Origin of the sequence: Streptomyces sp. DvalAA-14, assembly GCF_900091855.1 — a bacterium.
GTDB lineage: Bacteria > Actinomycetota > Actinomycetes > Streptomycetales > Streptomycetaceae > Actinacidiphila.
This window is the reverse complement of sequence record NZ_FMCH01000670.1, coordinates 1-14,096: the sequence shown is the minus strand read 5'-3', so window position 1 is coordinate 14,096 and position 14,096 is coordinate 1. Positions and strand designations below refer to the sequence as shown.

Below are 14,096 nucleotides of genomic sequence, written 5' to 3'. Positions count from 1 at the left end.
TTGGAGGATGCGCGGCCGGTGCATCTGCTGACGACGGAGGGTCTGGCGGCGCGGCTTCCGTCGCACGATGTGCCGTTCACTCTGCTGGACCGCGCGGTGTTGGCGGCGCTGCCGGCGGGTGGGGTGCCCGTGGTCGGGGCGCTCGCGGACCATCCGGCGTATGTGATCTACACTTCGGGCTCCACCGGCCGCCCCAAGGGCGTCACCGTCACCCACCGGGGCGTGGCCGCCCTGATGCGGACCCATGCCGAAGTGCTGGCCGTCGACGGGGACAGCACCGTGCTGCAAATGGCGTCCCCCAGCTTCGACGCCGCATTCTGGGAGCTGGCCATGGCGCTCGGCAGCGGCGCCACCCTGGTCCTCGCCGACCCCGAGACCCTCCTTCCCGGACCCGCGCTCACCCGGCTCGCCGCCGCGGAGGCCGTCACCCACCTCACCCTCACCCCGGCCGTACTCGCCGCCACCCCGTGCGACCCCGACGCGTTCGCCGGAGCCCGCATCGTCGTGGCCGGCGAGGCGTCCACCCCCGATCTCATCCGCCGCTGGGCGCCCGGCCGCCGGATCCACAACGCGTACGGCCCGACCGAGACCACCGTCTGCGCCACCATCAGCGCCCCCCTGGACCTGGCCGGAACCGGCTCCCCGTCGGTGCCGATCGGTTCGCCCGTGGTCAACAGCCGCCTGTATGTGCTGGATGCGGCGCTGACACTCGTCCCGCAAGGCCTGGCCGGTGAGTTGTATGTGGCGGGCCCGGCGCTGGCCCGTGGTTATCTGGGTCGGCCGGGTCTGACGGCGGGCCGTTTCGTGGCGGATCCGTTCGGTCCGGCGGGCAGTCGGATGTACCGGACCGGGGATCTGGTCCGCTGGAATGCCGACGGGCTGCTGGAGTATGTGGGCCGGGCCGACGACCAGGTCAAGCTGCGCGGTTTCCGTATCGAACTCGGTGAGGTCGAGGCGGCGTTGGCCGCCCAGGACGGGATCACCGCGGCCTGCGCCGTCGTCCGCGAGGACCAGCCGGGCGACCGCCGCCTGATCGCGTACGTGACGGGCACCGCGGGCGCGGGCCCGGTCGACGCCGCGGCGCTGCGCGAGGCGCTCGGCGCCGCGCTGCCCGACCACATGGTGCCGTCCGCGTTCGTCGAACTGGCCGAGCTGCCCCGCACCCCCAACGGCAAGTTCGACCAGCGCGCGCTGCCCGCTCCCGACACCGCGAGCACCGCCGGACAGTCGGGGCGGGCGCCACGGACCCCCCAGGAGCAGGTCCTGTGCGGGCTGTTCGCGGAAGTGCTGGCCGTGCCGGCCGTCTCCGTCGACGACGACTTCTTCCTGCTCGGCGGCCACTCGCTGCTGGCCACCCGGCTGATCAGCCGGATCCGGTCGGTGCTGGGCGTGGAACTGTCGGTACGCGACCTGTTCGAGCACCCCACCGTCGCCCGGCTGGCACGGATCACCGGGGGCGGCGACGGGACCGGCCGCGCCCGGCCCCCGGTCGGTGTGCTCGACCGCCCCGAACGGCTGCCGCTGTCCTCCGCGCAGCGCCGGCTGTGGTTCCTCAACCGCTTCGAGGGGCCGAACGCCACCTACAACGTCCCCCTGACCGCGGAGTTGGCAGGGCCGCTGGATGTCGCGGCCCTCCACGCGGCACTGGGCGATGTGGTCGACCGCCACGAGACGCTGCGCACCCGCTACCCGGAGACCAACGGGATTCCGCACCAGCTGATCCTGCCGCCCGGACGGGCCGTGCCCCCGCTCGGCGTCACCGACGCGAGCGCGGAGGATCTCGACGGCCGCATCGCGAGCGTGCTGGCCCAGCCGTTCGACGTGGTGACGGATCCGCCGTTGCGGGCGTGGCTGTTCCGGCAGGCCGCCGACCGGCACACCTTGGTCGTGGTCGTGCACCACATCGCCGCCGACGGCTGGTCCCTGGACCCGCTGACCCGGGACTTGGCCGCTGCCTACCGGGCCCGCCTGCAAGGGCAGCCGCCGAACTGGGCGCCGCTGCCGGTGCAGTACGCCGACTACACGCTCTGGCAGCACGAGCTGCTGGACGGCGCCGACAACGCTCTCGCCGAGCAGCAACTCACCTACTGGCGCGAGGCGTTGCGCGGTCTGCCGGAGCAGATCTCGCTTCCGCAGGACCGGCCCCGGCCCGCGGTCGCGACCCACCGCGGCGACATCCACGTCCAGCTGCTCGACGCCTCGCTGCACGGCGCCCTGCGGCAATTGGGACAGGAAAGCGGCACGAGTCTGTTCATGGTGCTGCAGGCCGGTCTCGCGCTGCTGCTGCACCAGCACGGTGCGGGCACGGACATTCCGCTGGGTACGCCGATCGCGGGCCGTACCGACGATTCGTTGGACGAGTTGGTGGGTTTCTTCGTCAACTCGCTGGTGCTGCGCACCGATCTGTCCGGCGACCCGACATTCCGGGAGCTGCTGGACCGGGTGCGTGACCAGGACCTCAGTGCGTACCAGCACCAGGACCTGCCCTTCGAGCGGCTGGTGGAGGACCTCAACCCGGTCCGGACCCAGAACCAGTCCCCGCTGTTCCAGGTGATGCTGGCCCTGCAGAACCAGCGCACCGCCCGCCTCGACCTGCCCGGCATCGAGGCCACCGTCCTGCAACGCCACAACGGCGTCAGCAAGTTCGACCTGACCTTCTTCTTCACCGAACTGCCGGACGAGGGCGGCCTGCACACCGCGGTGGAGTTCTCCACCGAACTCTTCGACCCCGCCACCGTCACACGCCTCACCGACCGCCTCACCCACCTGCTCGCCCAGCTCACCGCCGACCCCGACCGCCCGCTGACCGACTACTCGGCCACCACCCGGCAGGAACGGGCGGACGTGGTGGCCCTGGGGCGGGGCGCGGTCCGGCCGCAGACCGCACGTACCGTGCCGGAGATCTTCGCCGAGCAGGTGGCCCGCACGCCACAGGCCGTCGCGCTGCGGGACGACACGACCACCGTCACGTACGCCCGACTGGAGACGCTGACCGCGGACCTGGCCGGTGTGCTGGTCGGGTGCGGGGTGGGTGCGGAGGCCGGGGTGGCGGTGCTGATGGACCGCTGTGCGGGTCTGGTGGTGGCGTCCTTGGGGGCGTTGCGGGCGGGTGGTGCGTATGTGCCGCTGGACGGGCGGTGGCCGGTGGCGCGGATCCGGCAGGCGGTGCGCGCCGCGGGTGTGCGGGTGCTGCTGGTGGACGCGGTCTGGCGCGGCCACGCCTGGGTCGAGGAAGCCGCCGCGGCCGGCCTTCGGGTGCTCGAACTCGACGCCGCCGGGCAGGTGGTGCGCGGCGCCCCGGAGTCGGCCGCACCGCTGCCCGAGGTGAGCGGCGGCGAGCGGTTGGCGTACGTGATGTTCACCTCGGGTTCGACCGGGGAGCCGAAAGCCGTCGCGATCACGCATGCCGACATCGTCGCGCTGGCCCGCGACTCCTTGTTCGACGGCGTGTCGGACGCGGTCCTGATGCATTCCGCCTACGCCTTCGACGCGTCCACCTACGAACTGTGGGCGCCGCTGCTGACCGGCGGCCGGATCAGGATCGCCCCGCCCGGCGTACTGGAGCCCGCCGCCGTGAAGCGGATCGTCGCGGCCGAGGGACTGGCGTCGATGTTCGTCACGACGGCGCTGTTCAACGCGCTGGCCGAAGCGGACCCGACGGTCTTCGCCGGGCTGCGGATGGTCTGCACCGGCGGCGAGACGGCAGCGGTCGGCGTGCTGCAGACGGTGGCCGCGGCCTGCCCCGGAACCGCTTTTCACCATGTCTACGGCCCGACCGAGGCAACGACCTTCGCGGCCCGCCACCTCGTCGGCCCGGACGACCCGGCCGAGGCCGCGCCGCCCATCGGCGGCGCGCTGGACGGCATGCGCCTCTACGTCCTCGACGAGCGCCTCCAGCCGGCCCCGCAGGGCGTCACCGGGGAGCTGTACATCGCGGGCAGCGGTCTGGCCCGCGGCTACCTGGGCCGTCCCGATCTCACCGCGGGCCGTTTCGTGGCGGATCCGTTCGGACCGGCCGGGGCCCGGATGTACCGCACCGGGGACCTGGTGCGCTGGAACAACCAGGGACAGCTCGACTACCTCGGGCGCGCCGACAGCCAGGTCAAGCTGCGCGGCTTCCGCATCGAACTCGGCGAGATCGAAGCCGCGTTGACGGCCCTGCCCCAGGTCCGTGCCGCGACCGCGACCCTCCGCGAGGACCATCCCGGCGACCGGCGGCTCACCGCGTACGTGACCGCGGCCGAGGTGGGCGCGCCGCTCGACCCGGTGCGGCTGCGCGACGCGCTGCGGACGACGCTGCCGGACTACATGCTGCCGTCCGCGTTCGTCGAACTGGCCGCCCTCCCCCTCACCCCGAACGGCAAGATCGACCGCAGGGCCCTGCCGGCCCCCGACCCCGCCGTGCACATCACCGGCGGCGCCGGGGCGGGACGGGCGCCGCGCACCCCGCAGGAAGAGGCCCTCGCTGGGATCTTCGCCGACCTCCTCGGCGTCCACCGGGTCACCGTCGACGACGACTTCTTCCACCTCGGCGGCCACTCCCTGCTGGCCACCCGGCTGGTGAGCCGGGTGCGTTCGGTGCTGGGCCTGGAGCTGGCGATCCGGGACCTGTTCGAGCACCCCACGGTCGCCCGGCTGGCCGCGCTGTCGGCCCGGGCGGACGGCGGGCGCCGCCGGATCACCGTGGCGGACCGCCCCCCGATGCTGCCGCTGTCCTTCGCACAGCGCCGGCTGTGGTTCCTCAACCGCTTCGAGGGGCCGAACGCCACCTACAACGTGCCCTTCACCCTGCGCCTCGACGGGGCCCTGGACGTGCCGGCCCTCCAAGCGGCCCTGACCGATGTGGTGGGCCGCCACGAAACCTTGCGCACGGTCTACCCGGACGCGGACGGCACGCCCCACCAGGTGGTGCTGCCGATCGAATCCGCCGCACCCCGGCTGGAGTTGGCCGAGGTGCCCGACGGCACACCGGACGACGGGATCCAGGCCTGGGCGGACCGGAGCGTGCGGGCCGCGATGCGCACCCCGTTCGACGTGGCGACGGATCTGCCGTTGCGGGCGTGGCTGTTCCGGCAGGCCGCCGACCGGCACACCTTGGTCGTGGTCGTGCACCACATCGCCGCCGACGGCTGGTCGCTGGACCCGCTGACCCGGGATCTGGCCGCCGCCTACCGGGCCCGCCTGCAAGGGCAGCCGCCGAACTGGGCGCCGCTGCCGGTGCAGTACGCCGACTACACGCTCTGGCAGCACCAGTACCTCGACAGCGAGGGCGTCGCCGACGAACAACTCGCCTATTGGCGCGAGGCATTACGCGGCCTGCCCGAGCAGATCGGTCTCCCGCAGGACCGCCCGCGCCCCGCGATCAGCGCCCACCGGGGTGACGCCGAGGTCCGTATCCTTGACGGCTCCCTGCACCGCGGGCTGCGGCGGTTGGCGCAGGATACCGGCACGAGTCTGTTCATGGTGCTGCAGGCCGGTCTCGCGCTGCTGCTGCACCAGCACGGCGCGGGCACGGACATTCCGCTGGGTACGCCGATCGCGGGCCGTACCGACGATTCGCTGGACGAGTTGGTGGGTTTCTTCGTCAACTCGCTGGTGCTGCGAACCGATCTGTCCGGCGACCCGACGTTCCGTGAGTTGCTGGGCCGGGTCCGCGATCAGGACCTCAGTGCGTACCAGCACCAGGACCTGCCCTTCGAGCGGCTGGTGGAAGACCTCAACCCGGTCCGGACCCAGAACCAGTCCCCGCTGTTCCAGACCATGCTCTCGCTGCAGAACCAGCAGACCGCCCCTCTCGACCTGCCCGGTCTGACCGCCACTGCCGAGGAACGGCACCACGGCATCAGCAAGTTCGACCTGACCTTCTTCTTCACCGAACTGCCCGACCAGGACGGCCTGCACACCGCGGTGGAGTTCTCCACCGAACTCTTCGACGCCGTCACCGTCACCCGGCTCATCGACCGGTTCACCCACCTGCTCACCCAGCTCACCACCGACCCCGACCAGCACCTCACCGGCTACACAGCGCTCACCCCGGGTGAACGCGCCGACATCCTGGCCCTCGCCCCGGGCCGCGCCGCCCGGCCGGACGACGCCCTGTCGATACCGGCTGCCTTCGCCCGCGCCGCCGGCCGGAATCCGGACGCGGTCGCGATCCGGGCTCCCGGTGCGGAGCTGTCCTACCGGGACGTGGACGACCGCTCCGAGCAACTGGCCGGTGTGCTGGTCGGGTGCGGGGTGGGTGCGGAGGCCGGGGTGGCGGTGCTGATGGACCGCTGTGCGGGTCTGGTGGTGGCGTCGTTGGCGGCGCTGCGGGCGGGTGGTGCGTATGTGCCGCTGGACGGGCGGTGGCCGGTGGCGCGGATCCGGCAGGCGGTGCGCGCCGCGGGTGTGCGGGTGCTGCTGGTGGACGCGGTCTGGCGCGGCCACGCCTGGGTCGAAGAGGCAGCCGCAGCCGGCCTCCAGGTGCTCGAACTGGACCCGCTGGGCCGCCCGGTCGGGCAAACACCAGCAGCCGCAGGGGTGTTGCCGCTGGTCGACGGCGGCGAGCGGTTGGCGTACGTGATGTTCACCTCGGGTTCGACCGGTGAGCCGAAAGCCGTCGCGATCACGCATGCCGACATCCTCGCGCTGGCCCGCGACTCCTTGTTCGACGGCGTGTCGGACGCGGTCCTGATGCACTCCGCCTACGCCTTCGACGCGTCCACCTACGAACTGTGGGTGCCGCTGCTGGCCGGCGGGCGCATCGTGGTGGCGCCGCCCGGTGTGGTCGATCCGTCGGTACTGGCCCGGGCGGTCCGCGACGACGGGGTGGGCGCGCTCTTCGTGACCACCGCGCTGTTCAACGCGCTGGCCGAAGCGGACCCGACGGTCTTCGCCGGGCTGCGGATGGTCTGCACCGGTGGCGAAGCGGCGGCGCTCGGTGTGCTGCAGAAGGTGGCCGACGCCAGCCCCCGCACGGCCGTCCACCACGTCTACGGCCCGACCGAGACCACCACCTTCGCCACCCGGCACCTCATCGGGGCCGGGAGTCCCTTCGACACCGCGCCGCCCATCGGGCACGCCCTCGACGGCATGGCCTGCTACGTCCTCGACGGCTCCCTCGACCCTGTCCCGCGCGGTGTCACCGGCGAGCTCTACGTGGCTGGCGCCGGTCTGGCCCGCGGCTACCTGGGCCGCCCGGCGCTCACCGCGGGCCGATTCGTGGCGGATCCGTTCGGACCGGCCGGCAGCCGGATGTACCGCACCGGGGACCTGGTGCGCTGGAACAACCAGGGACAGCTCGACTACCTCGGCCGCGCCGACAGCCAGGTCAAGCTGCGCGGCTTCCGCATCGAACTCGGCGAGATCGAGGCCGCCTTGACCGGTCAGAAGGGCATCACGGCGGCCTGCGCCGTCGTCCGCGAGGACCAGCCCGGCGACCGCCGCCTCGTCGCCTATCTCACCGGCACCGAAGACCGTTTGTCCGAGGCGGAGTTGCGGGCCGCGCTGGCGGTGACGCTGCCCGACTACATGGTGCCCGGTGCCTTCGTCGACCTGCCCGACCTGCCGCTCACCCCCAACGGCAAGATCGACCGCAAGGCGCTGCCCGCGCCTGATCCGGCCGCCCGCGGCGCCGGTGGCGGACGCGTCCCGCGCACCCCGCGCGAAGAGGCGCTCTGCGGAGTCTTCACCGAGGTCCTCGGCGTTCCCGGGGTCAGTATCGACGACGACTTCTTCCAGCTCGGCGGCGACAGCATCCTGTCCATCCAGGTGGTCAGCCGGGTGCGCGGCTCCGACCTGGTGATCACCCCGCAGGACGTGTTCACGCACCGCACACCGGAGCGGCTCGCCCGGGTCGCGGCGCCGATCGCGGCCGAGCCGGCGGCGGGGACCGACACGGGCACCGGGCCGGTGCCCCGCACACCGATCGTCTCGTGGTTCCTGGACCGGACCGGTGGGCAGGACGGATTCAACCAGGCGATGACCTTCCGGACCCCGGCGGACGCGACCGAGGCCGCGATCACCCGGGTACTCCAGGCACTGCTGGACACCCACGGCGCACTGCGGCTGCGGCTGGTCGAGCAGCCGGGCGGCGGGCAGCCAAGTGGCGGGCAGCAGCCGGGCAGTGACGGGCTCGGCGACGGTCGGCTCGGCCTCGAGGTACCGCCGGCCGGTGCGGTGTCCGCGGCGGCGGCGCTGACCCGGGTGGACATCGCGGGACTCGGCGCGGCGGAGTCCGAGGCGGTCTTCGTCCGGGAGGCCGAGACGGCCCGGCGGGCACTGTCCCCCGGTGCGGGCACGGTGCTGCGAGCCGTCTGGTTCGACGCGGGACCGGGACGCGGCGGCCGACTGCTCCTGGTCGTCCACCACTTGGCGGTCGACGGCGTCTCCTGGCGTACTCTCGCCGCCGACCTGCCCGCCGCCTGGGCCGCCCTGGGCGGCCGGGCAGGTGCGCCACCGGCCGACAGCCCGCCGCGCGAACCGCTGCCGGCCGAGGCGACCTCCTTCAAACGCTGGGCGGAACTCCTCACCGCGGACGCCCTCAGCGACCGCCGAGCCGCCGAACTGCCCCACTGGCAGAACGTGTTGCGCACCCCCGACCCGCTGCTCGGCAAGCGGGCGCCGGACCCGGCGCGGGACACCGCACAGCACGTCCGCAGCCACACGGTGGAGCTGCCGGCGCAGTGGACGCAGCCGCTGCTCACCGCGGTGGCGTCGGCGTACCACGCGGGGATCAACGACGTGCTGCTCGCCGCTCTGGCCCTGGCGGTGGTCGACTGGCGCACCCGCTGGGGAGTATCGGACAGCACGCAACTGCTGCTGCACCTGGAGGGACACGGCCGGGAACAACTGGCCGACGGTGTCGACCTGTCCCGCACGGTGGGCTGGTTCACCAGTCTGTTCCCGGTCCGGCTGGATCCCGGTCCGGTGCCGCGCCTGGCCGCGGGGCGGATTCCCGGGGCCACGCTCGACCAGGCGGTGAAGCAGGTCAAGGAGCAGTTGCGGACCGTCCCCGACCGGGGCCTGGGCTTCGGGCTGCTGCGGTACCTGAACCCCGCCACGGCCGACGCGCTGTCCGCGACCGATACCGCGCCGCAGATCGGCTTCAACTACCTGGGCCGGATCTCCGGCACCGCCCCGGCGGCCAACGGCGACTGGCAGGTGGTCTTCGACGCCCCCGCACCGCGCAACCAGGACCCGGACATGCCCGCCGCGCACGTCCTGGACATCAACGCGCACACCCGTGACCTGCCGGGCGGACCACACCTCGTCGCGCAGTGGTCCTGGCTGCCGGACATCCTGCCCGAACGGGACGTACGGGAGCTGGCAGACGCCTGGCTGCGGGCGCTGCGCGCCCTGGTCGAGCACGTCCGCGGTGCGGACGCCGGTGGCTTCACCCCGTCGGACATGCCGCTGGTGACCATCAAACAGGCTCAGCTCGACCGGCTGACCGACAAGCTGACCGACAAGTGGGGGAGACGGAAATGACCGGGTTCAGCCTGGAGGAGCTGCTGCCGCTGACGCCGCTGCAGTCGGGGATGCTCTTCCACTCGCTGTACGACACCGACGGCGTGGACGTCTACACCGTGCAGATCGTGCTGGAGACCGAAGGACCGGTGGATGCCGAGCGGTTGCGGGGCGCGACCGCCGCGCTGCTGCGCCGCCACGCGAACCTGCGGGTCGGCTTCCTGCACGAGGATCTGGACGAACCGGTCCAGGCGGTGGCCGCCGACGTGCCCCCGCGCTGGCGGGAGGTGGACCTGAGCCGGGCGGAACGGGACCAGGCGGAGGGGGCGTTGGCCCGCCTTCTCGCCGCCGACCGGGCCGAGCGGTTCGACCTGGCCGAGCCGCCACTGCTGCGCTTCACCCTCGTCCGGCTCGCGCCGGACGTGCACCGACTGGTGCTGACGAGCCATCACATTCTTTGGGACGGCTGGTCGATGCCCGTGCTGCTCCAGGAGCTGCTGGAGCTGTACGCGCGCGACGGTGACGACAGCGCGCTGCCGCCGGTCACCCCGTTCCGCACCTATCTGGCCTGGCTGGCCGCCCGCGACCGGGCCGCCGCCGAAGCGGCCTGGCGGCTCGCGCTCGCCGGGGTCACGTCCCCGACGCTGCTGGCCGGCCCCGGCCCGTCGGACAGCGGGCGGCCCCCCGCGGCCGTCCTGCCGGAACGGCTCGTCGTCGCGCTGCCCGCCGAGACCTCGGCCCGGCTGCGCGCAACCGCCAGAAGCCACGGCCTGACCCTCAACAGCGTGGTGCAGAGCGCCTGGGGCATCGTTCTGGGCCAGGCCACCGGTCAGCAGGACGTGGTCTTCGGGACGACGGTCTCCGGCCGGCCGCCGGAGATCCCCGGCGTCGAATCGATGATCGGGCTGTTCATCAACACCATCCCGGTGCGAGTCGACGTGCGTCCGCACGAATCCCTGGCCGAACTGTGCGCGCGGGTGCAGAAGGAGCAGGCACAACTCCTCGACCACCAGCACCTGGGACTCACCGAGATCCGCGCGCTCACCGGGCTGCCCACCCTGTTCGACACCCTCGCCGTCTTCGAGAACTACCCGCTCGACGCCGTGTCGGCGCAGCCGCCGCACGACGGGCTGCCGCGGCTCCGGGTCACCGGCTTCCGGGGCGAGGACGCCACCCACTATCCGCTCGCCCTCACCGTCGACCCGGGCGCCGAGCTGCGCCTCGCGCTCAACTACCGCCCCGACATCTTCACTTCCGAGGCCGTCGCCGCCCTCGCCGCCCGCGCGACCGCCCTCCTGACCACGATCGCCGAGGACCCCGCCCGCCGGGTCGGCGCCGTGGATGTCCTCACCGCCCCCGAACGCGACACCCTGCTCGCCCTCGGACGCGGCGCCGTACGACCGCAACCCGCGCACACCTACGTCGAGTTGTTCGCCGAACAAGTGTCCAGGACGCCCGAGGCGGTGGCGGTCCGGGACCGCGCGACCACCCTGACGTACGCGGACCTCGACGCCCGGGCCGACCGGCTCGCGCGGCACCTGGCCGCGCACGGCGCCGGCCCCGAGCAGATCGTCGCCCTCGCCCTGCCGCGCGGCGCGGACCTGGTCGTCGCGATCCTGGCCGTCCTGAAGTCCGGCGCCGCCTACCTGCCGCTCGACCCGGACTACCCGGCGGCACGCCTCGCCCACATGCTCGACGACGCCCGCCCCGTGCACCTGGTCACCACCGGCCGGACCGCCGCGGACCTGCCCGCCACCGACGTGCCCACCACCCGGCTCGACACCTTCGCCGCCGCCGTCGAACACGCCCCCGCCGACTGCCCGGAGCCGGTCCGGTCCGCCGGCCACCCGGCCTATGTGATCTACACCTCCGGCTCCAGCGGCCGCCCCAAGGGCGTCGCCGTCACGCACGGCAACGTGGTGGACTACGTGGCCTGGGCCCGGACCGCCTACCCGGGCGCCGCCGGCCACGCGTCGTTCCACTCCTCCATCGCCTTCGACCTCACCGTGACGTCCGTGCTCGTCCCGCTGACCGCGGGCGGGCAGGTGACCTGGGACGACCTGAGCGCCCGGACACCCGACCCGGCCGCGCGACCGGAGACCTACCGGCTGTTGAAGGTCACCCCGAGCCACCTGGCACTGCTGGAGCACCTGGACCGGCCGGAGTTCGCCGGCGACCTGATCGTCGGCGGTGAGCAACTCACCGGCGGCGTCCTGCAACCCTGGCGGGAGCGCAACCCGGCCGCGACCGTGATCAACGAGTACGGGCCGACCGAGTGCACCGTCGGCTGCGTCGCCCACGTCATCCACCCCGACGACCCGGTCCCCGCCGCGTCGGTGCCGATCGGCGCACCCGTGTGGAACAGCGCGGTCTACGTGCTGGACCGCGGGCTGGCACTCACCCCGCACGGAGGCGTGGGCGAGCTGTACGTGGCCGGCGCCGGAGTCGCGCGCGGCTACCTGGGACGGCCGGGTCTGACGGCGGGGCGTTTCGTGGCCGACCCGTTCGGGCCGGCCGGCAGCCGGATGTACCGCACCGGGGACCTGGTCCGCTGGAACGACCAGGGGCAGCTCGACTATCTCGGCCGCGCAGACGACCAGGTCAAGCTGCGCGGCTACCGGATCGAACCCGGTGAGATCGAGGCCGCGCTGACCGCCCTGCCCGAAGTCCGCGGCGCGAGCGTGCTGCTCCGGGAGGACCGGCCCGGCGACCCCCGACTGGTCGCGTACGTGACCGCCGGCCGGGACGGGTCGCCGCTCGACACGGCGCGGCTGCGGTCCGAGCTGGAGGCCGCGCTGCCCGCGCACATGGTGCCGGCCGCGTTCGTGGAACTGCCCGAACTGCCGCTGACGCCCAACGGCAAGATCGACCGGGACGCACTGCCCGCACCGGAGGCCGCAGGCCCGGCGGACCGCCTCGGCCGGGAACCGCGGACGCCCCAGGAGAGCATCCTCTGCGGCCTGTTCGCCGATCTGCTGGGCCGCTACCAGATCTCGATCGACGACGACTTCTTCGAGCTCGGCGGCCACTCCCTGCTGGCGACGCGGCTGGTCGGCCGGATCCGCTCGGCGCTCGGGGTGGAATTGCCGCTGCGCGAACTGTTCGAACACCCCACCGTGGCCGCCCTGGCGCCCGTCGTCGCCGGCGCCTCGCTGGCCCGCCGCCGGCTGCGGCGGGCCGAACGGCCGCCCGAGCTGCCGCTGTCCTTCGCGCAGCGCCGGCTGTGGTTCCTCAACCGCTTCGAGGGACCGAGCGCCACCTACAACATCCCGCTGACCGTCGAGCTGACCGGGGAACTGGACGTCGACGCGCTGCGGACCGCGCTCGGCGACGTGGTCGGCCGGCACGAGACGCTGCGCACGGTCTTCCCGGAGACGAACGGCACCCCGCGGCAGGAGATACGACCGCCGAAAGAGGCCCTGCCCGACTGGGCGTTGGTGGAGATCACCGACGGAGTCCCGCCCACCGGGGAGCGGGAGCAGGCGCAGACGCATGAGGAGGAGCAGGACCAGGCGCAGGACCAGGCGCAGGAGGAGGCGCGGGAACGGCTGGACAGCGCGATCCGGGAAGCCGTGCTCACCTCCTTCGACGTGACGACCGATCTGCCGCTGCGGGCCTGGCTGTTCCGGCAGGCCGCCGACCGGCACACCCTGGTCGTGGTCGTGCACCACATCGCCGCCGACGGCTGGTCGATCGATCCGCTGACCCGGGATCTGGCTACTGCCTACCGGGCCCGCCTCGAAGGGCAGCCGCCGAACTGGGCGCCGCTGCCGGTGCAGTACGCCGACTACACGCTCTGGCAGCACGAGCTGCTGGACGGCAAGGACGGTGCGGACGCCAAGGACAACGGTGCGGACGCCAAGGACGACGGTGCGGACGGCGTCGCGGCCGACCAGTCCGCCTTCTGGCGCGAGGCGTTGCGCGGTCTGCCCGAGCAGATCGCCCTCCCCCAGGACCGGCCCCGGCCCGCCGTCGCCACCAACCGCGGCGACATCCACGTCCAGCTGCTCGACGCCTCGCTGCACGGCGCCCTGCGGCAATTGGGACAGGAAAGCGGCACGAGTCTGTTCATGGTGCTGCAGGCCGGTCTCGCGCTGCTGCTGCACCAGCACGGTGCGGGCACGGACATTCCGCTGGGGACGCCGATCGCGGGCCGTACCGACGATTCGCTGGACGAGTTGGTGGGTTTCTTCGTCAACTCGCTGGTGCTGCGTACCGATCTGTCCGGCGACCCGACGTTCCGGGAGCTGCTGGCGCGGGTACGTGACCAGGACCTCAGTGCGTACCAGCACCAGGACCTGCCCTTCGAGCGGCTGGTGGAAGACCTCAACCCGGTCCGGACCCAGAACCAGTCCCCGCTGTTCCAGGTGATGCTGGCCCTGCAGAACCAGCGCACCGCCCGCCTCGACCTGCCCGGCATCGAGGCCACCGTCCTGCAACGCCACAACGGCGTCAGCAAGTTCGACCTCGCGTTCTCCTTCACCGAACTCCAGGACCACGGCGGCTTGCACGTGGCCGTGGAGTTCTCCACCGAACTCTTCGACCCCGCCACCGTCACACGCCTCACCGACCGCCTCACCCATCTGCTCACCCAGCTCACCGCCGACCCCGACCGGCCGCTGACCGACTACTCGGCCACCACCCGG

2 protein-coding genes are annotated in these 14,096 nt (G+C 73.0%); both read left to right on the top strand.

Annotation, left to right across the window (positions count from 1 at the left end; all coding sequences use genetic code 11):
• A complete protein-coding gene (locus GA0115240_RS35385) occupies nucleotides 1–9,471 on the top strand; it encodes a non-ribosomal peptide synthetase (RefSeq protein WP_093743267.1) in 9,471 nt (3,156 codons plus the stop codon).
• On the top strand, nucleotides 9,468–14,096 hold a 4,629-nt coding region (locus GA0115240_RS35380; RefSeq protein WP_141709084.1), incomplete at its 3' end, for a non-ribosomal peptide synthetase. The genes GA0115240_RS35385 and GA0115240_RS35380, both read left to right, overlap by 4 nt.